We start from the raw sequence: 22,330 nt of genomic DNA, 5'->3' as shown, positions 1-22,330 counted from the left end.
AATGTTCTAACTTCATTTATGAATAAGTAAACTAAGATATAAAAAATTAAAAGTTTTCATTGCGGGTGGTTAATAATTCTTATATTTGCCGCCCAATTATGGTTGAAACGCCATTTCGGGGTGTAGTACCTCGACAAGCCCGGCACAGGCTCCGACTAGGTCCAGGCTTGAAAAAAGATTCCGAATTTTGAATCTTGAAATAAAAATATTGAATGAATTGTGAAAGCAATTTCGGGGTGTAGCGTAGCCCGGTTATCGCGCCTGCTTTGGGAGCAGGAGGCCGCAGGTTCGAATCCTGCCACCCCGACCATCAAAATCCAATCACTCAAGGTGGTTGGATTTTTTGTTTGGAGAAAATCGAAGCTTACTTCAGATTGGAAACAAACAAAAAAGACAAAGGGCGAAGCCTGATTGGATTTTGATGAGCAACAAACCAAACTCGGGATCACGACCAGAGGGAGGTAATCCTGCAGCCCTACTTAAAGCCTTTCATTTTTCAAGTGAGGCTTTTTTTAATTCTAAAAAAAAATGCGCAGGTTCTCCCGATGCTTCGGGACTGCCACCCCGACCATAAAAATCCAATCACATAAAGTGGTTGGATTTTTTGTTTGGAGAAAATCGAAGTTTACTTCGAATTGGAAACGAACAAAAATGACAAAAGGCGAAGCCTGATTAGATTTTGATGAGCAACAAACCAAACTCGGGATCACCGACCAGAGGGAGGTAATCCTGCCACCTCATACTTAAAGCCTTTGCCATTCCAATCACAAGAAGCTTTAAACGAAAGTTAGCTACTGTTTTATTTTCCTTTAATGCTTGGTTCCATTCACTTTGCCGGTTTTTAAATGTAATTTTTAATTGCTTCCTTTTCCAATGGACAATCTTGAGATATACCCAGTAAATTAACCTGAAATGAGATAATGCCGAATGTTTTTTCAGATGGACCAGCGCGAGAAAAATCTTTAAAAAATTTGATATTTATTTTTATGAAAAGACTTTCTTTAGCATCTAATTGGAATCAAATATGAACTGTTAAAGAACATTTCAGAATCTGAATATTTGCTATTACAAATTGATAAAAAATATAACTTTACACGAAAGATTTTTCTTACCCATTAATGGCTATTTCCGGTTAAAAGGTTTATGATATCTTTAAAAAACAATATTTACAGATGTATTTAGTATATTTCCCTGCAAATAAAGCTGAATGAGGAAAGTACTGGTAATTCAGGAGGATATTATTATTCTTAAAATTCTGGAAAGACTTGTGCTGGTAAATGATTTTCAATGCAAGGCTATAAGGTCACTTGATTCTTTGAGTATTGAAGACCAGCAAACCAATTTCGACTTTATTATCAGCGATATATTGTTTGAAGGAATTGCTCCACTGGAATTTGTAGCCCAGGTAAAAGAGGTTATTCCACATAAAAACTTACTGATCGTTACGAATATGGGGCAGGACAAAATCAAGCAGGAGATTTTCGCATTAAGCGGGATTGATGGATTTTATGCCGTGCCTATAGATCTGGACGAAATAGAAGCAATAATACAAGCTTATTAATGAGTGAAAACCTACTTTTACTATTGATCTTTCTGGTTTGTTGCTTACTCGTTATCCTATGGATATCGATAGGAATAAGTCTGGTATACCGTAAAAACCGTATGCGCAGACTACAGAAAATCGAAGCCAGCTTTGCCGACATTGTAAGTAAATATCTGTATGTGAGTTCAAATGATTCCATCACCATTAAACAGATAAATACTACCTTAAAGGATGTAGGTATTAAGCCAAGAAATAAGAATAATATTCAATATCTCATTCACCTTATGATTCGCACGCAGCGAACCATTCTAGGTGGTCATTTTAATAAACTGCAGCAGTTATACGCACAAATTCCACCTTACGGAGTCTCTATTGGTAAGATTAATAGTAGAAACTGGTATCGGAAAGCCAGGGGTATCAGGGAGATTTATGAAATGAACCAGGCGCAATATTTTGATGAAATCTTTAAGCTAATTAATCACAAGAATATTTACGTTAGAAGGGAAGCCCAGATAGCAATGGTAGTTTTTAGTGGTTGGGAGAGTCTTCGCTTTTTACCGTATTTAAAGAAAAATATGACCCTCTGGCAACAGATCAAGATTGTGGAAAAGCTTTTTGACCTGCATCCAAAACCAAAAATTAAATGGTTACATCGAGCTTATGAAACAGATAAACTGTTTGGGAAAAAGCTATTGATGCGAATTATTAGAAAATATGAATTGCACGGAGAAACCGGCTATATTCTGGATCATCTAAACCATGAGGACTACGAGGTACGGGAAACAGCTATTTATTGCGTACAATCCTTTGGTTTAAGTTCAAGGTCGGTAAATTATATCAAGGAATTATATGATGATATTCCAGATGCCACCCAACAAGGGCAACTTTTGGATTATATATTTGAAAATTCTGAAATGGATGTGGATTTTTATCTAAGACAATTGTATAGTGATAATGATGAATTAAAACTCAATATTGCAGAGATCTTATGGAATAATGGTTATAAGGAAAAGGTGCAGGAATTCTATTATGAACAATATTCAAAAGCGACCGTAAATGCTGGATAGTCTGGAAAGTTTTTTCGGTAATTATTACGTTTACTGGACGGTCAACTATTTCTTTCTCATCTACGGGATCATGCTCATGACCATCTATTTTTCAGGAGTGGTCCTGGCCAATCGTGCTATTAGACGAACTAAAAAGAAATCCACTTTTTTACAAGTTCAGGATATTGTTAGTGCCACAGATATTCCATCTGTCACCCTTGTTGCTCCGGCCTACAATGAAGGAATGACTATCATAGAGAACGTAAAATCCCTACTCTCTATTCAATACCCGTATTATGAGTTTATTCTCGTAAATGATGGCAGTAAAGATGATTCGCTGGAAAAACTGATCAAGGAATTTGATCTGGAACAGCATGATGCCAGCTTCATAACCCAGCCCATACCAACAGCTTCAGTTAAAAGTATTTATAAAAGCAAAAATAAAAAGTATACCCACCTTACGGTGATCGACAAAAACAATGGGGGCCGGGCAGATGCTTTAAATACCGGAATCAATTTTGCAGATACAGAACTGGTAATTTGTACCGATGCCGATTGTATTATTGAACAGGATGCACTACTAAAAATGGTTCGACCTTATCTTGAGGAGGACGAGGAGGAAATAATAGCTTGTGGCGGTGGAATTGGGATTGCCAACGATTCTATAGTCCATAACGGGGTGTTGAAAGAATTAAAGCTACCGGAAAACCTTGTACCTATGGTGCAGGTGGTAGAGTATATACGCGCCTTTTTACTTGGAAGAATGGCCTGGGGTGAGATTAATGGCCTGATGCTGGTTTCGGGAGCCTTTGGGATGTATCCAAGAAAACGAGTGATGGAGGTAGGAGGTTTTGATTCGAAAACGGTTGGTGAGGATTTGGAGCTTTGTATCCGCTTAAGGATACATATGGAGAACCTTAAAAAACCTTATAAAGTGGTCTACCTGCCCGAAACGCTTTGCTGGACAGAAGGTCCGCCAGATTATGATATTCTTATTAAACAACGTGATCGTTGGGCAAGGGGACTATGGGAGACCATGAGCCTGCACCGTAAATTATTTTTTAATCCGCGCTACCGGCATATGGGTATGTTATATTATCCCTATTGGCTGTTCTTCGAATTCGGAGCACCGCTGGTAGAATTTTTAGGAATGATAGTTATTATCCTATTCGGGATATTTGGATGGATTAATTGGCCGTTTTCACTTCTTTTATTCTTTTTAGTATACCTCGTAGGTTGTTTGTTCTCTACGGCAGCGATCTTTATGTACGTGAAGAATTTTGATCATTATACAAAACCCAAGCAGATCGTAGAACTATTACTGGCTGCATACCTGGAACCGTTTCTTTATCATCCCGTTCTGGTATATGGACAGATGAAGGGCTATTACAAGAAATTATTCAGGATCAAATCGGGTTGGGGTGCTATGACCAGAAAAGGCTTTAAGGTTTCAGACTCTTAGAAGCGATACCGGTAGCTTACATTTCCCAGGAACTGGTATCCCTGATTATTTTGACTCAGATCTTCATAAAGATAACCTGCTCCAACCTGGATGATATGATGTATACCAATCGTTTTATTCCAGCCAACGTTGAAATAATAGGCATCCAAAACCGGATTTTCCTGTACCTGTGTAAAAATCGTTGTTTCATCAGGAGAAATTCCACTTCCAAATCTTCCGAATAAATAATCGTCAATACTGGAAAAATAATAACGAATATTAAATTGATAATTCTGGATTAAGCGATCCAGTCGTTTAGGACCAAGAAAACTTCTGCCATTCAGGTAAAATCTTCCCTGATAAGTGGTAAGACCAACGATTCCCGTAAAATAATCCTGGTCACTGAAATGTAATAATCTTCCCCCGGTTTCCAGTTCAAAACCTCTGAACAAATTAACGAAAAGGGAGGCGCTACCTCTGAAATCTGGAAACAACCTACCGTCTGATACTCCGGCATTAACGAAGGCATACACTTTATCGCTAAAAACCGGATATGACTCCAATTCATATAAAAATCCCTGGTCAAAAGATCGGTCTGCACGGGTTACTCTGGCAATTACTGCGGTTCTATTAAAATATTGCAGGAACTCACCACTTACGGTATGCCAGGGTTCATTCCTGGAGTAATCTTCACTAAAATTAATATACTGGTAATTGATCCCGATTTCAGTCGAGACCGTCCTGTTTAAAATATTTTGTAATGTGTAGCGCAGGTCACTGTCGAGTGCATTATTTCTGAACAGGGAAAGTGCCAGTGCCCGGGCTTTCTGCCTTTCGCCTACTTTTAATAGTAAGGAAGCTTTAAGCACCTGCATTTTAGGATCGCTACCAAAAACCTCCTGTAAATCATCGATAAAAACAATTGAACGTTCCTTGTTTTCAAAATAATTCACCTGGCGTAAGGCAAGGTCTTTAACTGAAGGGTATTCCGGAGCTTTTTCCAGAAGATACCTAATATCATTCTCAGCCTCTTTAATATTCGCCAATGCCCAGTTATTCCTGACCCTTAAAATTCTTATGTCATGGTACTCAGGGGCGATTTCAAGGCCTTCATTAGTGAGCTGTAGAGAAGAAGTATATTTTTTGTTTTTGTAAAGATCAAGAGCATTAAAGTAGATACTATCAGTATTCTTCTGTTGTGTTTCCTGGGAGAAAGTAAACGCTGTAACCAACAGGGTTACTATTAAAAAAGTCTTTTTTAACATGTTCATAGGTTTGGGACCAAGGCGGTGAAGATAGCAATTATGAAAGATTTTTTTCCATCTGTTTTTTGACTTATAACAGTATCTTAATTTTATCCCGGAATTTGGGCGGAGAAGTATAAAGGATCAAACCTCCAGGCTGGCTCTTATAGCAGTATGATTTAGATTATGTTATAATTATATTTACACTTTAATTACGCCTTGAATGAAAATTTTAATTTTGCTTTTCTGCGCGCTTTCAATTTCTCTGTATGGTCAGCAAGAAGAGATACTGGAGTATCCTGCGGGTAAGATCGCATATCAAACTTTTGGAGATGGTTTTCCTGTATTGATCATTAATGGTGGACCGGGGATGAATAGCAAAGGTTTTGAATACCTGGCCAAAAAACTCGCAGATAATAACAGGACCATCATCTATGATCAAAGAGGTACCGGTGCATCTGTTTTAAATGAACATAACTTGTCAAATTTTAGCATTGATTTGATGCTGGAAGATATTGAGACGCTTAGGAAACATTTAGGCTATGAAAACTGGATCGTATTTGGTCAGTCTTTTGGCGGAATGCTTGCCTATGCTTATGCCGAAAAATATCCTGAAAGAGTAAAAGCTATGGTACAATCGCATAGTGGAGGGATGGCCTTGAGCAATGTAAGTAGTTTTAGTGTGATGAATCGTCTTTCTATAAGGGAAAGAGACAGTCTGTTGTATTTTTCCAGTATGTTAGAATTGGACCCGGGAAATGGCGACCTGGAGAGAAAAAGAGCTTTTTATATAGCTAAAGCCTACGTGATTGGATCTGAATATGAAAATACTATTGCTGATAGATTAATGCAGGTGAATATGAATTTAAACTCTGTCTTATGGGCAGACATGCGTAATAATAACTTTGATAAAACCGCTGCCATGAAGGAATTTCAGAACAAGGTTTTGATCTTGCATGGTTTAGACGATGTGGTCCCGGTAGAAGTAGCAGAGAGTTCCCATATTATTTTACCAGATTCCCGACTGGTAAAAATGGAAAATTGTGGTCATTATGGCTGGCTGGACAGACCGGATATCTATTTTCCGGAGGTGAAAAAATTTCTTGAAGAAAACTCCCCGGAATTATAACATGGATTTTCTTTTGATTTTTAATAGAAACAGTTTTAATTTGCATGAAGAATCGAGATGTGGCGCAGTCTGGTAGCGTATACGCCTGGGGGGCGTGGGGTCGCAGGTTCAAATCCTGTCATCTCGACTGTTTTAAGAACCTCTGCTAAAGCAGAGGTTTTTTTATGCCATGAATTCAAAAAAGAAATACAGTTGGCTTTTAAATAGCCTAGCTTATTTCGAGTCTGCTATATCCCTGTCCATTTCGCGTAAGTTTAATCTGGGTAGATATTCTCTCTTTCAAAGAATCCACGTGGCTTATAATTCCAATGGTTTTAGAACTTTCTGCCTGTAGTTTTTCCAGGGTATCGAGCGTCTGGTCTAAAGTTTCGGGGTCCAAAGTTCCAAAACCCTCATCTATAAAGAGGCTGTTGATCTCTACATTTTTAGAAGCAAGATCTGAAAGAGCTAAGGCCATAGATAGACTCAAAATAAATGTTTCGCCACCAGATAGGGTTTTGACAGATCTGCGTTGGCCTCCCATATGTTCATCTATAGCAACCAGGCCATCATCTTCTTCATCTGCAGGTTTATCTATAAGGTAGCGGTCGCTTAGGCCCTTTAACCTCACATTTGCCAATTTTATGAGTCGGCTTAAAGTGAGATCCTGTGCAAAATCATTGAATTTATTTCCGGTACGGTCGCCAATTAACTCATTAAGCATACGCCATCTGCGGGTTTGCTTTTCCTTTTCAGCAATTTGCTCCTGTAGTTTACACATCTTTATAAGATCATGCTCATGATTCTTGATTAACCTGTCAAGTTCCTTGCATTGTCCTGCGATTATTTGAACCTGTTCATTTTGCTCTTCAAGTTTTTCCCTAAGTGCTTCTTCTTTGATCTCAGGATCCTGCTTCTGCAATTCTTCAAGCTGCCCCTCAAGGAGATTAATTGAAGCCCGGGCATCATTTATTGTCTTTTCGATCTTTTGCCGCTCTGTGCGTAATCCATGGACCTCTGCATCTGGTATTAATACTGCATATCCTTCTTTTACAGATTCAAAGCCTTTCTCTTTTAAAACCAGTTCCAGTTCTTTCTCCAGTTTTTGTGCCTGGTTCTGTTTTTCATTAAGCTTTTTTTTCAGCTTTTCCCGGGTATTTTTTAAATTTTTGAGATCACTTTCCAGGCTAATCCATCTGTTCTGGTATAGTTCAACATCTTGCTGGATATCTTTACCCTGATAAAGTTTATCAAGCTTTTCCCTGACCAATCTACCTTCCTGAAAAATAGATTGTAATTTCTCCAGTATTGGCAGGGCAGTCTTTAGATGTTGAAGTTTTTTACAAGCCTTTTCAAAATCAGATAATTTTTCAAGCTTATTTTCCAGCTGGTCACATCTATCTTCGAATTCACTTAGGTTCTGCCCATTGTTTATTTCACTGAACTTTTCGTTGAAAGCAGTCTTTAGCTCCTGTAAATTTCTGCTTAGGGACTTATTTTTTACCTCCAGTTCCTGTGCCTGCTGTTTAAAATTAGAAAAGTTAGCAACATAGGTATTCAGTAAGCCTGATTGATCTTCCAGTTGCTTCTCAACTTTTTTAATTTCCTCGTACAGATGATCATCTTTTTCAGGTAAATGTTCCGCATAGGGGTGTTGCAGGGAACCGCATAAAGGACATGCTTCTCCATCTTTGAGTTTATGGCGATGTTGTTCCAGGCTTGCCTTTAAAAGTTGATTTTCTCTTTTTAAATTCAGGTTTTCCAGCCTGGTTTTAACCAATTTTACCTGGGACCTATGCTTTTCTATTTCTGGCGGAAGAGATCTTAACTGTGGTTGCAGTTTTTCATGATCTGCAGTATTCCGCTTCAGGTCCTTGTGCTTTTCTTCGATAACCGCATACTGCCGGGTAGCTTCCCGTGTAATTTTATATTCACGCTGGATGGTATTCCTTAATTTTTCAATTTCATCAGAATCAATCACCTTGAATTCCTCATTCCAGGTTTTTATCGATTTTTCTATTTTTTCAATCTGCTCTGTTATTTCTATCCTGGCATGATCTGGATTGGAATCGTTAAGTGAAAGTCCGGTTGCATTCAGCTCTGCATCAAATCTGGCCTTTTCAAGTCTGTAATCTGCCCGCTTTTCATTGCGTTTCTCCTGCAACTCCAGGATCTTATTCCTGAAATCAGTCAGATTTTGGGACAAATCAGTCGAACTGGTTTCTATGTGGATGAATTCTGAAACCTTTGCGATAAGGCTTGTGGTGCTCTCCAAATTTGTATTGAGACTTTCCCTGACGCCGGAAAGTTCAGACTTCAAATTTATAATTTCCCTGTTCAGTAAATTCCAGTTTCGTAAGTCTTCAGATACATCCTGTACCTTTTCATGCAGCTTTAATGGTGCGCCATGATCTGAGTCGAAAGCCTTCAGTTTGTTTTCAGCAACATCCCACTCTTCTTTTGAAAATGTTATAGCGGTGGTTTTCTTCCTGACTTCCTTTTTTAAGTCTAGGGATTTTTTGAGTTTTTCAATTTCTTTCTGATGCTTTTCCTGGGCTTCAGTCTTGCTTTTTAATTCTGTCTTTTTCTGCTCAAGGATCTCATCTGCCAATAAATTATCCTTTAAGATCTTTATTTCATGTTGTTGCTGCTCAATATCCTTGTTTAGAAGACCATTCATTTCATAAACCTTCTGGCCAATACTTCTATAGATACCTGTACCCGTAATTTTTTCTAGTAAAGCGCCTCTTTCTTTTTTGGTCACTTTAAGGAACTGGGCGAATTCACCCTGGGCCAGCATTGCGGCTTTGATGAATTGGTCATAACTCAGGCCGATCAATTCCTCATTTTTATCTGGTACTTCAGATTTCTTATCCGTGATAAGCGCCTGCTTTTGATGGTCATAAATTTCCATGTCATTATCACGCAGCTTGTCATTCCGATTGGTTGAAATATTCCATTGGGAACTGAAGGTCCCGTATTTGCACTCATAAGTAACCCTCGCTATGGCTTCTTTTTGATTTCTGGTGAGAATGGTACCATACTTCTCAATATCAGTTTTGGAAATTGGCCTGCTCCCCGGAATTCGTGGGACCTTACCATAGAGTGCCAGGGATATCACATCCAGAAGGGTACTTTTTCCACTGCCGGTTGGGCCGGTGATCGCAAAAAGAGAACTGCTGATAAAGGGTTCCTGGGTAAAATCGATTTCATGATCACCACGCAGGGAATTTATATTTTTAAAAGCTATTTTCAGGATCTTCATTGCGCCGGCTTTTCAGATTGGAGTACTTCTTCCAGGATTTCATCAAAAGCACTCAAAATTTCTTTCCTCTGTTCGTCATCATATTCATGATTTCCTATGAGCTCCAGGAAAACATCCTTTGGTTTGAGATTTTCCAGTTGCTCGTTTTCAGAATATAGTTCTGAGGTTCCCTTTTTTTGGTTTTTAAACTGTGCCCGTTGCTTTACAATAACGAAGCCCGGTTTTTCAAAATTATTTACAAATTGATCCAGCGCGTAAATTTTCTGAGCATCATACTGTTCTTCTATCAGATCGATCTCTATCAGTGAATCTAAGGCTGAGGTAGGCACGAGGTCATCAAGTTTAAGCTGAATTTCAGATAAAGTACCGCTAATCCTGATAAGCTTTCTAAAAACAGGTACAGCAATACTTTCAGGTTCCCAACCATGATCAGTGTCAATTACCAGGACTCTTTTGTCATCCTTGCGTTCACTAAAAGAAAGGGGCAGAGGTGAACCTGAATAATAGACAGGAATGTTTGCCGATACTTTTTGAGGTTTATGGATATGGCCTAAAGCGATATATCTGAAATATTCTCCAAATTGTAATGCATTAAATGCAGCCTGGTTACCTATCTGGATATCCCGTTCACTTTCTGAAGTTTCAGAACCTGCAGTAAATAAGTGGCCCATGGCGATCACCGGTAGCTCGGGATGCTTTTCAGCACAAATCTCAGAAGCCTTGTGAAAAATTTCTTTAATCCCCTCGCGAATTGCGCTTAGGCGATCATCATATGTTGAAGCACAGATTCCAGACCTTAAATCTGCATCTCTTAAATAGGGAATAGCTGCTACAATCAGCTCCTTTTCTCCATTCTTATTAAGTACTGGTATGATACAATCATCCAGTTTTTCAGGCAATCCTCCTATCACGTCCATGTCTAAAGCCCGCATAAGATCACCGGGCGCATTTAGCATAGCCGGAGAATCATGATTTCCTCCAGTTGCGATTATCTTGCAGTTTAGTTTCTGAAGTTTTATTAAAGCCTGGTAATATTGTTTCCTGGCTTCAGAAGAAGGATTGGCGAGATCAAAAATATCACCTGAAATTAGCAAAACATCGATTCTTTCTGCTCTGATGTACTCAATGAGCCAGTTTATAAAAAGATCAAAATCTTCACTTAACTCATGCTTATGTAGTTTTTTACCAATATGCCAGTCGGCAGTGTGGAGTATTTTCATGCTATTGTAACTTACTATGCAAAGTAATTAAGTTTCGACGCCATTTCAAGTCGTTCAGTAATTTTTATAAAGAGCTTATTGTTACTTATCGTGAATAAGTAGAGGTGAAGAATTTAAGGCGAGATTAGAATATTGAATCCTGAAAGAATAAATAAAAGCCCATCTGTTGAAAATAGGTAATAACAATTATAATTAATAGAAATGGCCAATTTTATCAGCGATCCAATTTAATAGCGAATTGTTACTTCATTTTTATTCTTTAGCTACCGGACTTATCATAATATGGGCCCTGTGGGTTCCCGGATCCATCAACCAGGGCATACCCGGAGCTTCTGGTTTATCTGGCAGACCAGTAGATTCTGTAGTGGCATAAGGTATATAAACCACGTACCTGAATTTTCCATTTTCAAGTTTCCCGGTAGTTTTATCGTAATCTTCCTGGGCTCCGGAATATACATAAAGAGTACTTGGAACATCGGGCATTTGGAGTTTGCCAGATTCCACCTCTTCCTGTCTAATCCTTCTTTTATCCAATTCAGACATTCCCTGGCTTTTGAGTTCCCGTCCCCGGGCCATAAACGGTTCAAGTTTGTTAGAATAACATGCCACCTGGATGCCTTCGAAATTAGGATCATCTGCTATACAGATTAAATTATTAGACCCCTCCTTTAATACGATTAATTTTCCATCAGTATTATATCCATAAACCATTGCTGCAGCTCGTTTAGATTCAGGAGCAGCAAGTAATGCTGTCTCAATTTGAATATTGGCGGGGAGAATTTCTGTCTGTGCATGCAGGAAAAAAGAGTTTAGGATCATTATTATAAGAATTCCACGGCGCATAATATATAAGTTTTAAGTTTTCAGAATTACATTTCAATTTACAAGTCGATACGTTAGCATATTACTCGTGATAATTATATCACTTTTAGCGATCACAAATTGCCGGATATCTTATTCACTGATCTCCCGGGTCTGTTTCACAAATAATCTTTTTACATCTGGTTTGGTCAATTCCAAAATGGTGAATATCCCCATAATAATTCCCAGGATTCCCGTGAGGCAATTAATAATAGCCATGACGAATATAAAATCATAGTTCTTTTTCTCACCCAGGTATTTGGCTGTTAGCATCGTTAAAATACCTAACACAAACAAGAATAAAAATAAGGTACACCCAATAATCATGATCATTATTCCCCCGAAAGCAGAATCGTCGCTGGAATATTGATTCTCCTGGAAAAGAACGGCTCCAAAAATCAGGAAAATCAAGGGGAGTATGCTGAATAATAAAATAATTATTCCTTTAATGATATATAGGATTTTAAAAATTCCGAGATTATGATCTACCTTATGCATAGTATATTTTTAGGGTGAATTTTGATCGAAACTTACCATCCAGTGAATTCCAAATTGATCTTTAAGCATTCCAAAATAGGAGTTCCAAAACGTTTTTTCCATGGGCATGGTTACCTGGCCATTTTCAGAAAGAGCTTTGAAAATTCTTTCAGCTTCTTTTTTAGAATCGGTATTTACAGATATAGAAAAATTATTTCCTTTTTTAAAGCTTTTTGCCCACTCTCCCCCGGTATCGCTGCCCATAAGGATAGTTTCATTACTAATAGGGAGGGAGATATGCATAATCTTATCTTTCTCTTCCTCACTTATTGGAGGCATCCCTTCCTGGGGCGGCATTTCACTAAAAGTACTGGCATTATTGAATTCCCCGCCAAAAACCGACCTGTAAAAATCAAATGCCGCTTTGCAGTCACCGTCAAAGGTTAGATAGGTATTTATTGTAGTACTCATGATCTATTCTTTTAAAGGTTGATTTACTTTCATTTTATAACAGCGCAGGAATAGAACAGGGAGCAGGCTTATCAACTAACAGCCTATGAACATTTTTTACTATTAAATTTAAGGATTAATTTTTAATTGATTTTACAGCTCGTGAAACGATAAGTCTATTTAGAGATCCAGGAACAATTACGTCTGGAATATCTCAATGGCGTCAATGATTTAAAATGCTGGTGATCAAATATTTGTGGTTATTTTAATATCTTTATAAGGAGGTACAATTAAAACAGAAAATTATGAGACGTATACTATGTTTGATTTTGATGGCGTTGCTAACCGGTTCGAGTTATGGTCAGGGAGAAACTTTTCTAATCTTTGAATTTATGAAAGTCGATAATTCGCAGGAAACTTTTTATAATGAAACGGAAGCTTTCTGGGAGAAAATCCACGAACAACGGGTTGCCAGCGGCGATATAGTAGGATGGGACCTTTGGCAATTATTACCAGGTGGAGAGGAACAGGGTTATCAATATTTAACGGTTACTGTCTTTAACGATCCTATAAAAATGATGCGGGCAGGTGATGGAATTATGGAAAGTGCTAAAATGGCCTATCCCGATCTTAGCGATGAGGAAATTGAAAACAGGGTGAATCTTGCAGGAGGCTCGAGAGATCTGGCGGTAAGGTTATACCTAACGGTTATAGATCAGGCTAACCCAGATTATGAAATGAAAACGGGTATGGTTGCGGCAATGGACCTGATGAAAGCAACTGAAGGCAGATATGAAGATTACGAAAAAGCTGAAAGCGATACCTTTAAACCCTATCATAAATCGATGATCGAATCTGGGGAAAAAGGAGACTGGCAGTTTATAAGGGTATTAATGCCACAAGGATCTGAAGCTTATGCATCCCATCTTACCGTAAATATGTTTGATAGCTGGGAACAATATCTTAACTCAATGGAATTTGACGGTGGCATGTCACCTGATCTTCAAAACAGGATGAATGAGGATATAACTTTACGAGATCTTAAATGGACCTATATGGCCACATTAGTAAAAATGGTTAGATAAAATCTTTTCTAATATATACAAACAAGGGCCTTTGATATTTTTATCAAAGGCCCTTGTTTTGATCTTTAAGGATCGTATGTGCAATTACTTTCAGGCGATAAGCTTTTGTTTTTGATGCCTTATGGCCGTTTTAATCACTTTGAAAATTTCTTTTTTAAGCATTTGATAATCACTATCAAACTCATGCATTTTGATCATGAGTTTTCTATGTTCATGCTTATAGTTCCATTCATTTTCTGAGGGTGCATGCTTAATAAAAAGGATCTTTACCCCATTTTTATGCAGGGTCATGGTTTTAAGCAATCGGGAAACTTCCCCCTGAAGATTCATTAATTCTTCCAGGTGATCTTCTGCAGTTTTAGCAAGGTGTGATTCTACAATCGAAAAAACATTATTTTTCAACAAGCTTTTTAGAAACTCCAGTTCTTTCAGGATAAAATTTAATCTGGAATGCCAGATTACAGAATATTTATGTATGATCTCCGGGGACTCCCATCCATAGGCATTCGAATTTCTCGTTCTCATATGTTTATTAATTTTGGTTAAGAAAAAGGTTAATGGATGGTTTGTGAACTAAACAAACCTGAGGTTAATCTGGCAAGATTAAAGTTGCCAGCAAGGGGGGAGCGACAATTATTTTGGTTTTGAATCCGAACATAAGATATGAATTTCGGTTCAAAAATAAATTGATAAAGATCAGATTTTTTAAGAAAATTTTTGAAATGTTTAATCAGCCTGTTTTTGCTGAATATAGACCTGAATTATTTAGACTTCATAGGGTTAGGTTCTAATCTTTATGTTTTAAACCTTAATTTAATTCAACCAATTTTTTGCGGGATAATCTTATCTAAACAGAACAAGGAATTTACATCAGGAAACCATCCTGAGCCTGGATTGCCTCCGGTATTTTATTTTCATTTAGCATTTCGCGAAGGTCTATTTCTATTCCTCTGGCGATCGAGGTGATAGGCACATCATTGTAAGTGCCTTCAAATGGATTCTCAGAATAATCTCCAATCTTTTCCATCAGGAAGAATACCCAGATAATCAAAGCTGAGAAGAAAGGAGAAACATAGTAGGTCCATCCCTTTGTATCTGAAAAAATATCTACCAGGCTTAGCGGAACAAAGGCACAAAAAACGAAAGTAAGCCATAAGGCGGTAGAGGCATATTGCCTTGGCAATGGAAAGTTCTTAATACGTTCAGATTTACCCTGGTCTTCATAAAAACCAACGATGTGATGGTGAAATTCCATATGCCTGAAGTCATCAAAGTAATTAAGATCCTTGAGTTCCTGTAATCTTACGGCCTGTTTCTTCATGATCTGGGTAGCAAGATTCGCTTTTCCATCCAGTTCTTTTAATTCAGGTTCAGAAAGAAAACCAGACAGTTCTATATTTAAGTCTCTTTTATAATCTTCAGTGACTGTGGGTGCGTAAACATTTTTTAAACGGTCTTCCTGATGTTCCCATGGCCTGCTAAGTCTTAACTGATGTCTTAAAGCGGTGAGCCAGGCCAGGTGCCTGTAGATCAATTCTTTTTTGATATTTTCGGCATCATTCCCCTGGGTGAAAGAAACTGTTGCCGCTGCAAAACTTCGGCTGTTATTCACGATGCTACCCCAGATCTTTCTGGCTTCCCAGGTGCGGTCATAGGAGCTGTTATTTTTAAAGCCCAGATAGAAGGCAACGGCAATACCAATAATGCTCACCGGTTGCCAGGGGATAGAAAATTCCTCATCTAACAACATATAGCCAATAAAAATAAGAGTGCTGTATAAGAATCCCAGGATTAGCGGCTTTTTTGACCAATTTAAGGTCATCCAGAAACCATAATTTTTCTTTATATACATAAAACCAGGTTTTTAATATAATTGTAGCAATACCGATGAATTTATTGCCCAATCACTTTGAAACAAGTTAGATTAAAAGGTTCGAGAATTTATAAAAGCTTAAAAACCTATGCATGCTTCCAGAGAATTATTGCAGGAATTAAATATAAGTGGTTACAGAACATCCAGAGTAGAAGTAGAAATTCTGTGTTAGTCTCCTGTTTTTCCAAAAGTAATTATAAAGCCATCTGGATCTTCAATGTCAAAATCCTTCATTTTGTAATCCCGAAGTTCCAGATCGTTCACCACTTTTATATTTTGCTCTTTGCACTGTTTGTATACTTTTTCTATACTATTTACGAAAATATAAAGTGCCCTGTGATATTTCGAAGGTTTGCCCCCGTCAGATCTCTTGGTAAGATGAATTCCCACACCACCACGTTTTACCACAGCATAATAGATGGGCTTTCCCCATTCGAAGGTCTTTTCGAAACCCAGTTTTTCTGTATAGAATTCAATAGATTTAGTAAGATCACTTACCGGGAAAATAGTTGCCGAGTGGGAAAAGTTATTCGAATCTGCCATAGCTTATAATTTTGTTGAAATAAGTAAAACCCGGGATAGGATTATTTAAACTAATAAGACCGCTAAGTCGAATAGTATATTCTATAGCTCTAATTCGGAAATTTTATTTAATCCGAGAATGCGTTAATAAGAACCTAAACTTAAAAGATCTAATGAGGTATAAATATATGTAAAAAACTGATAATCAGTATTATTGAGTTGATTTTTCGGGTGAGATATACTTTTGTTTCTTAAAAATATCTAGTTTTCCGCTATTCTCAACCATCTTTTGAAAATGGGATTTATTTTTTACAGTTTTTGTGTTGACTTACTTAATTCTAATAATTTGTTTACCGTTTTCCAGTTCCTGGTTGTTGCCTGCACCCCTAACATTTTTTCAAAAAAATTGTTGCTAAGTATAGATTGATGATACTTATTTTGACAATGTATAAATACATTCTTTCCAATAGCTACGAAACTATCGGGATCATATTCTTTAGAATTTAATTCTTTCAATAATTCTGGATCTGGAGTAGTTTTTAAGAAGGTTAGGTGCAAATTACTTCTATCTGTCTTAGTATTCAAAAAAGGATTTGCAGATACAGCTTTGCTTAACTCTTCGTTGGACCTTACGATCACCGGAACTTTAAAGCCATATTTCTCCGCGATAGCATTTTCCAATTTGTTTTCAATTTCTGGTTCGGGTAAATTAGATTTAAATATGATATTGCCGCTTTGTATATAAGTTGTCGCCTCATCAAATTCCAGGTCCTGCATCAGCTTAATAAGGTCCTTCATAAGAACTTTTCGTTTACCTCCTACATTAATTCCTCTTAGAATTGCGACTCTTGTTTTCATTTTTAGAGTAAAATTTAATTCATTTCAAGCTTTTTTTTGGTAATGAACGAAGTTGAATTTAAATTTTTTCAGACAGACTGCTGTCGTAATTTTCTATTGCCTGTATGATCAATTTGACGGCCTCAATATAGAACTGTTGGTTTATATTCTCAAACTCATCTGAAGGCTGGTGATAATCCTTATGATCTTCCACCCCAAAATATATAAACGGAATCTGTCTTTTATGAAAAATACGATGATCTGAAGAGTAAGTCCAGTCTTCCTCACCAGATTTTCCCGGCTGGTCGTGCCCAAACTTTAGCTCAATTTTCCCGGCGGGTAAATTTTTCAAGGCTGGTTTTAGATCTGGATAATGGTAAAGTCCTGAAGCATATAGCTGCATTTCATCATTATGAGCGATCATGTCCATATTGATATTAAGGACAATAGAGCCAGGATCTGCAGGAAAATTTTCCAAAAGATATTCTGCACCATAGGAACCTATTTCCTCTGCATCTACGGCAGCAAATATCAGGTTATGCCTGGTTGGTTTTTCCTTAAAATAGGAAGCGATACTTAACAAGGCCGCTGTTCCGGAGGCATTATCATCAGCACCGTTGAAGACCTGTCCGTTTTTAATTCCCAAATGATCCAGGTGGGCTGTTACAATAATATGTTTTTCTATCTTACCCGGCAGTATGGCTATTACATTCCCGCCGGTAACAGTTGTATCTGTTACCTTGCTGTAATTGCTTCCTGTATTTTTATACGGATATACCTCGAGTCTTTTCTCACCTTTAAACGTAACCGGGAAGGATTGTATAAAACCGGAGTCCAAAAGTGGTGATATACCAAGAGAATCGAACCGGGCAGCAATAAACTGCTGGGCCTTGTAATTGGCTGTTGTTCCAAAAAACCTACCTTCCAAAGAATCGTGAGATATTATCTTCAGGTTCTCAATTAAATAAACCTCGTCTATTTTAATATTACCCGCATTCTGGCTTTGGCAGGAGTTGAAATAAAATAAACCTGTTAATATTATCGAGTATTTAAGAAGATTCATAGGGTAGATGGTGTAATTATATATTCAGCATACCATTCCTGGCACGGCTAAAGATATAAAACAGGATCGTATTATTTTTCAGCCTGTAAATAAATCCAGTAGCCATCGCGGAAAGGGATTTCAATAGAGCTGAAACCCGCATTATTTAACCACTTTAACTGAAGCTTATAATCTGTAGGATTATCAAAAGTTGCATAATGATCCATGACCCAGGCCCATTTTTCACCATCCGGAAAATTGGAGTTCACATAAGCTCCCCATTCCTGAAGAAGTGCAGGGTGATCTGGATTTGTTTTGCTTATCATAAGATCACTATAGGCAAAGATCCCACTTTCCCGGAGGGAGGAATGTATTTTACTGAAAACAATCTGCCTTTCCTTATTTCTGCAGTGATGCAGGCTCAATCCAGCGGTGATGAGGTCGTATTGATTATGTTCAAATTGAAACTCTTCGAAATAGGAATTGGAATAACTCATATCGAAATCCTGAAATTGGTTTCGGCATATTTCCAGCATTTCTTTGGAGGCATCGACCAGAGTGTAAGCTGCATCCGGGAATTGCGCCAGTAATTGAGCAGTGGTGTTTCCATTTCCGCAGCCAAGGTCCAGAATTTTTTCAGGCTTAAATCCTGCCGGAAAATATTTACCAAAGCTGGAAACAAGATCAAGATAACGGGGAACGCACCGAATCATATCATTGGTATAATTCTTTGAAAATTCATTAAATTCCAGCGCTATGTTTTTATCATTCTTCATCGAAACCAGTTGGTTTTTGTAAAGGTATGATTTTTAGTTTATTATAAATGAGAAGTTTAAAAAACAGATGGATTAAGATCTACCCGATAAAATGCCGGATCGAAATTATAAAATATTGGTTGAATCCTGCAATTTTCGCCACAAGTCTAACTGAGATAAATTCATTTCCTTTATCTGTTCATTGTTGCTTTTTCAATGGTTCGTATCATAAAATTCAGTTGATCATTAGCCGATAAGTCAGATAAATAGAAGGAAAATTGACTTGAAATTGACCGGACTCAAGTGACAAGCTTTATGAGACCTTTTCGGTATCAGTTTAAACTATAAAATACAGCTTTTTGACTTCAGGAATCAGAAAATTTAAATAAGTGATAGGATACAACAGAAAGCCAGATAACTATGAGAGAGCACACCAGGCGTTCATAAGCTCCATCTAAATTATCTGGAATCAGCGGGAGCAGAGGAGCCATAACCAGCCAGATCCCACCTATCCATAATGAGAATTTTTTCAGATAAGATTTTATTGGTTGGAGACCAGAAGATATGAGCATATTCAAGAGAAAGAAAAGGCCCGCAAGTATATATACCAGGATGCGGTGAATTTTTTCACCCGGCCGTCCCGCATATTGATTATGTTCTGCGATGAGTACAAGATCGGCACTGATCAATACGAGTATAATAAGGCTAATTATCCATTTCGTTTCCTTGCGCTTCCAGGTAAAAAGACCTGCCGCCAGCGCGAAAAAGCCAAGTGCCAGAATATCCAGGCCCAGATCCTGAATCCAGCCATATTTGCCTATCGCCAGCATACTTATGGTATTGCTAACTGGATCATGCTTTTCATGAACTGCTATACCAATTACATCGCCGGCTACTACACCTACGCAGCCAAGAATACCCAGGATCCCACAAATCTTAAAAATTGCAGACTTTTTCATATATGTATTTTATGAGGATGCCTGGTGAATTTACAAAATTTCAATTCTATTCGAAATGAACCATTGTTTATTGTAATTCTCTTAACTTTTGTCAGGTTTAAAAGACTCTAAGAAAGTTTAATTTTGGTTACGCTATAACAGGATGGACAAAAAGGATTATAAGATCAATATCATAGGAGCCGGTTTGAGTGGACTGGTCGCTGCAAAGGTTCTGGAAAATCATGGCTATCACCCCGAAATTTATGAAGCCGGTGATGCCGTTGGTGGAAGAATAAGAACAGATATTGTGAAGCGGTACAGGCTGGACCGGGGTTTCCAGGTGTTATTAAGCGAATATCCCAAAGCAAAGCAATACTTAAACCTTGATAAACTGGATCTAAAAAAGCTTAAACCCGGGGCTGTTATTTTTAGAGAAGGCAGGAAGCGAAAAATTGGTGATCCCCTAAGGGATTCATCTTTCCTGCTTACCAGTATTTTCTCCGGAGTGGGTAGCCTAAACGATAAATTGAAGATCCTTAAATTATACCTTGAACTCAGGAAACTGGACCCGGAAGCTATCTTCAATGAGCCGGAAATTACCACAATGAAATACCTGCAGCAAAAAGGTTTTTCAGAAAACATTATTCAAAATTTCTTTAAACCATTTTTCAGCGGAATTTTCCTGGAGCCTGATCTTAAAACATCATCCAGAATGTTCCGGTTTGTATTTAAAATGTTCGGGGAGGGCGAGGCCGTGATCCCGGCCTTAGGCATGGGAGAAATCTGCAAACAACTGGCAGAGGATCTTTCTGTAACCAAAATACACTATAATTCTAAGGTGAAACAGGTTACTGACACACAGCTTATCCTGGAAAGCGGAAGCGAGGTAAGCAGCCATTTTAGTATCATTGCTTCTGAAGCTTCACCTTTGGTCTCCAATCTCAGAAATCAAAAGATGACCTGGAAATCCTGCCATTGCTTTTATTTTACGGCAAAGCAAGCGGGGATAGAGGGAAGGATCATTGGTCTGATTGCTGATGAGGAAGCGATCATCAATAATATTTTCTACCATACTTCGTTGGAAGAAACAGAAACTGACCAGCATTTAATTTCTGTTACTATTGTGAAGGATACCAAAATGGGTATTAGTGAACTTGAAGCCCGGGTTAGGGAAGAGTTAAAAAAATACTGCCATATTGAAGTAGACGAAATGCTGCAGCACTACAAGATCAAAAAGGCCTTACCCGATATTGATATGCTGCAATATGGTTTGATGCCAACAGAAACCAGGCTTAATAACAGGGTATTTCTGGCGGGAGATCAGCTTTTAAATGGCTCTCAAAATGCAGCAATGCTTTCAGGTGAGCGCGCTGCACTTGGGCTTATAGAAACTCTGGAAGGCGGAGCCATCACCGCGGAGATCACCAGTGAGTACAGATAGGCCGGGAAAGTAGTGTTTGCTAATTGCGAAGTTCGAAATGTGCGGCAATCAATTGTTTGTATTCGCTGACTCTGGCGTCAAATTGCTTCTGTCCATGCAGCCATACTAAAATTCCAATTAAGAGTAATATTCCTCCAATGAAGTAGAAGTAAAAATCATTACTAAATTTCAGTATCATGGCAGCAATAAATGCCAGTCCAAGAAAAATATGGCCAAAAAGCACCACACTCCATAGCGGATGATGACCAAAAGAAATTTCCATATCTGTATTTTTTCCCTTGGTGGCTTTCAAAATCTTCCCTTTTACAATTATCCGGTTTAAAGTATTTCCATCTAGAGCAACCAGGGCCCTCTTCCTTATTTTAAATTTTAGAGGATAGTCGTTAGTTGAATTGAAGGCGAAGCCCTTTTTATTTTCAAAAGTGATCTTCAATTTCTCACCGATCTCTTTAGGCGTGCCGTTTACTTTAAGATTCCATTTTTGCATATTTATTTTATAAGCTGTGACCGGCAAGTTATAGCTGAAATGGAATATACTAAACCCCGGAGCTTACCTGCCTTATATTAATTAGTGAATTTAAATGTTTTCTTTTTAATAACACTCTTTGTTCCCGATTACCTATGTGGAAGACCTGCTAATATTTACTATTTTCAACCTTACTCCAGGTATCCCATATTTTTTTACTTAACTCTTTAAACTCTGTTGAATCTTTTCCATTTTGTATTTCGTCAAATAATTGATGCATTTCGCCTCGAAGATCAGGATATTTATCAGTAATCTTTTTAATATTCTTCCAGGCATCTATATGGTCTCGAAAAGCCATTGTGAAATTTTCTGTGCAATGATCAAAATTCAAAGAATTCAAGCTTTCAGTATAATTATCAATTGTTTCACTCAGTGAGATTTTTTCGCTGGAATGATTTCTTATTTTGCCTAATTTCTCATCGGTTTGAATCACCTTTTCCTCACATTCCCGAGCCTTGGAATTATAAATTTCCATTTCACCGGGTTTACTTTTTTCCCTGAAATTGTTACAGGCCAGGAAAGTTAAACATAGAATTATAGTGATGACCATTTTCATATCGCTCAATTTTTTGGTTGGTCGCTCATGCTTAGGAAAGGGCAGAAGTTGCAGGGGTTGGTCTAACGAACCTGGTTTATTAGTAAAATTAATTCATTTT

Annotated in this window: 21 protein-coding genes and 2 tRNA genes; 8 read left to right on the top strand and 15 right to left on the bottom strand. The window is 37.8% G+C overall.

The window, feature by feature from the left end; genetic code table 11:
* The first annotated feature begins 232 nt into the window (after positions 1-232).
* The 4 genes from FGM01_RS02910 to FGM01_RS02895 all read left to right on the top strand — a co-directional run bounded on the left by FGM01_RS02910 (position 233) and on the right by FGM01_RS02895 (position 4,051).
* Positions 233-310, top strand: a tRNA-Pro gene (locus FGM01_RS02910).
* Positions 311-1,207: 897 nt separating this feature from the next.
* Entirely contained in the window at positions 1,208-1,561 is a 354-nt protein-coding gene (locus FGM01_RS02905) for a DNA-binding transcriptional response regulator (protein ID WP_143409637.1), read from the top strand.
* A 101-nt stretch (positions 1,562-1,662) separates the two neighbouring features.
* Entirely contained in the window at positions 1,663-2,610 is a 948-nt protein-coding gene (locus tag FGM01_RS02900) for a hypothetical protein (protein WP_243735750.1), read from the top strand.
* Positions 2,600-4,051: a glycosyltransferase family 2 protein gene (locus tag FGM01_RS02895; RefSeq protein ID WP_143409635.1), complete on the top strand. Its 1,452-nt coding sequence runs from the start codon at positions 2,600-2,602 to the stop codon at positions 4,049-4,051. Before FGM01_RS02900 ends, FGM01_RS02895 begins: the two co-directional genes overlap by 11 nt.
* Here the strand turns inward: FGM01_RS02895 and FGM01_RS02890 are convergent.
* Entirely contained in the window at positions 4,048-5,295 is a 1,248-nt protein-coding gene (locus tag FGM01_RS02890) for a YaiO family outer membrane beta-barrel protein (protein WP_166435179.1), read from the bottom strand. The two genes, FGM01_RS02895 and FGM01_RS02890, sit on opposite strands and share 4 nt — an antisense overlap.
* Positions 5,296-5,497: 202 nt before the next feature.
* Here FGM01_RS02890 and FGM01_RS02885 point away from each other — a divergent pair, with 202 nt between their 5' ends.
* Positions 5,498-6,403 carry an alpha/beta fold hydrolase gene (locus tag FGM01_RS02885; RefSeq protein ID WP_143409633.1) on the top strand — a complete coding sequence of 302 codons (906 nt, stop codon included), beginning with the start codon at positions 5,498-5,500 and terminating at the stop codon, positions 6,401-6,403.
* 53 nt (positions 6,404-6,456) lie between these two features.
* A tRNA-Pro gene (locus FGM01_RS02880) sits at positions 6,457-6,530 on the top strand.
* Between the two features lie 81 nt (positions 6,531-6,611).
* Here the strand turns inward: FGM01_RS02880 and FGM01_RS02875 are convergent.
* The 5 genes from FGM01_RS02875 to FGM01_RS02855 form a co-directional block, all read right to left on the bottom strand.
* Positions 6,612-9,647: an AAA family ATPase gene (locus tag FGM01_RS02875; protein WP_143409632.1), complete on the bottom strand. Its 3,036-nt coding sequence runs from the start codon at positions 9,645-9,647 to the stop codon at positions 6,612-6,614.
* Complete coding sequence (locus FGM01_RS02870; RefSeq protein WP_143409631.1) at positions 9,644-10,867, bottom strand: exonuclease SbcCD subunit D C-terminal domain-containing protein; 1,224 nt, start codon at positions 10,865-10,867, stop codon at positions 9,644-9,646. Before FGM01_RS02870 ends, FGM01_RS02875 begins: the two co-directional genes overlap by 4 nt.
* 252 nt (positions 10,868-11,119) lie before the next feature.
* Positions 11,120-11,710: a hypothetical protein gene (locus FGM01_RS02865; protein WP_143409630.1), complete on the bottom strand. Its 591-nt coding sequence runs from the start codon at positions 11,708-11,710 to the stop codon at positions 11,120-11,122.
* Between the two features lie 111 nt (positions 11,711-11,821).
* Positions 11,822-12,226 (bottom strand): hypothetical protein, encoded by a 405-nt coding sequence (locus FGM01_RS02860; protein ID WP_143409629.1) that lies wholly within the window; start codon positions 12,224-12,226, stop codon positions 11,822-11,824.
* Between the two features lie 9 nt (positions 12,227-12,235).
* Entirely contained in the window at positions 12,236-12,676 is a 441-nt protein-coding gene (locus tag FGM01_RS02855) for a VOC family protein (protein ID WP_143409628.1), read from the bottom strand.
* A gap of 284 nt (positions 12,677-12,960) precedes the next feature.
* Here FGM01_RS02855 and FGM01_RS02850 point away from each other — a divergent pair, with 284 nt between their 5' ends.
* The gene (locus FGM01_RS02850) at positions 12,961-13,740 is read left to right on the top strand and encodes a hypothetical protein (protein WP_143409627.1); all 780 of its coding nucleotides are present in this window, start codon (positions 12,961-12,963) and stop codon (positions 13,738-13,740) included.
* Positions 13,741-13,830: 90 nt separating this feature from the next.
* On the opposite strand, the gene FGM01_RS02845 is transcribed toward FGM01_RS02850, so the two are convergent.
* From FGM01_RS02845 to FGM01_RS02815, 7 genes are all read right to left on the bottom strand, one after another.
* Positions 13,831-14,265: a hypothetical protein gene (locus FGM01_RS02845; protein ID WP_143409626.1), complete on the bottom strand. Its 435-nt coding sequence runs from the start codon at positions 14,263-14,265 to the stop codon at positions 13,831-13,833.
* 340 nt (positions 14,266-14,605) lie between these two features.
* Positions 14,606-15,592 carry a bestrophin family protein gene (locus FGM01_RS02840; RefSeq protein WP_143409625.1) on the bottom strand — a complete coding sequence of 329 codons (987 nt, stop codon included), beginning with the start codon at positions 15,590-15,592 and terminating at the stop codon, positions 14,606-14,608.
* Positions 15,593-15,781: 189 nt separating this feature from the next.
* Positions 15,782-16,156: a glyoxalase superfamily protein gene (locus tag FGM01_RS02835; protein ID WP_143409624.1), complete on the bottom strand. Its 375-nt coding sequence runs from the start codon at positions 16,154-16,156 to the stop codon at positions 15,782-15,784.
* 288 nt (positions 16,157-16,444) lie between these two features.
* A complete protein-coding gene (locus FGM01_RS02830) occupies positions 16,445-16,993 on the bottom strand; it encodes a DUF1697 domain-containing protein (protein ID WP_143409623.1) in 549 nt (182 codons plus the stop codon).
* Between the two features lie 58 nt (positions 16,994-17,051).
* Positions 17,052-18,035, bottom strand: coding sequence for a M20/M25/M40 family metallo-hydrolase (locus tag FGM01_RS14500; RefSeq protein ID WP_166435178.1), 984 nt, complete (start codon positions 18,033-18,035; stop codon positions 17,052-17,054).
* A gap of 71 nt (positions 18,036-18,106) precedes the next feature.
* Positions 18,107-18,790 carry a class I SAM-dependent methyltransferase gene (locus FGM01_RS02820; protein WP_143409622.1) on the bottom strand — a complete coding sequence of 228 codons (684 nt, stop codon included), beginning with the start codon at positions 18,788-18,790 and terminating at the stop codon, positions 18,107-18,109.
* 344 nt (positions 18,791-19,134) lie between these two features.
* Entirely contained in the window at positions 19,135-19,728 is a 594-nt protein-coding gene (locus FGM01_RS02815; RefSeq protein WP_143409621.1) for a DUF998 domain-containing protein, read from the bottom strand.
* Positions 19,729-19,870: 142 nt separating this feature from the next.
* On the opposite strand from FGM01_RS02815, the gene FGM01_RS02810 reads away from it, so the two are divergent.
* On the top strand, positions 19,871-21,148 hold the full coding sequence (locus FGM01_RS02810; protein WP_143409620.1) for an FAD-dependent oxidoreductase: 1,278 nt from the start codon (positions 19,871-19,873) through the stop codon (positions 21,146-21,148).
* A gap of 19 nt (positions 21,149-21,167) precedes the next feature.
* Here the strand turns inward: FGM01_RS02810 and FGM01_RS02805 are convergent, their stop codons facing one another.
* Together FGM01_RS02805 and FGM01_RS02800 are read right to left on the bottom strand one after the other, a co-directional pair.
* Positions 21,168-21,635: a DUF423 domain-containing protein gene (locus tag FGM01_RS02805; RefSeq protein WP_143409619.1), complete on the bottom strand. Its 468-nt coding sequence runs from the start codon at positions 21,633-21,635 to the stop codon at positions 21,168-21,170.
* A gap of 148 nt (positions 21,636-21,783) precedes the next feature.
* Positions 21,784-22,149: a hypothetical protein gene (locus tag FGM01_RS02800; RefSeq protein WP_143409618.1), complete on the bottom strand. Its 366-nt coding sequence runs from the start codon at positions 22,147-22,149 to the stop codon at positions 21,784-21,786.
* Between the last annotated feature and the right edge of the window lie 181 nt (positions 22,150-22,330).

The sequence above is a fragment of the Christiangramia sabulilitoris genome (assembly GCF_007050985.1).
Taxonomy (GTDB): domain Bacteria; phylum Bacteroidota; class Bacteroidia; order Flavobacteriales; family Flavobacteriaceae; genus Christiangramia; species Christiangramia sabulilitoris.
The sequence above is the reverse complement of the archived record's forward strand: the minus strand, read 5'-3'. Positions and strand labels throughout refer to the sequence as shown.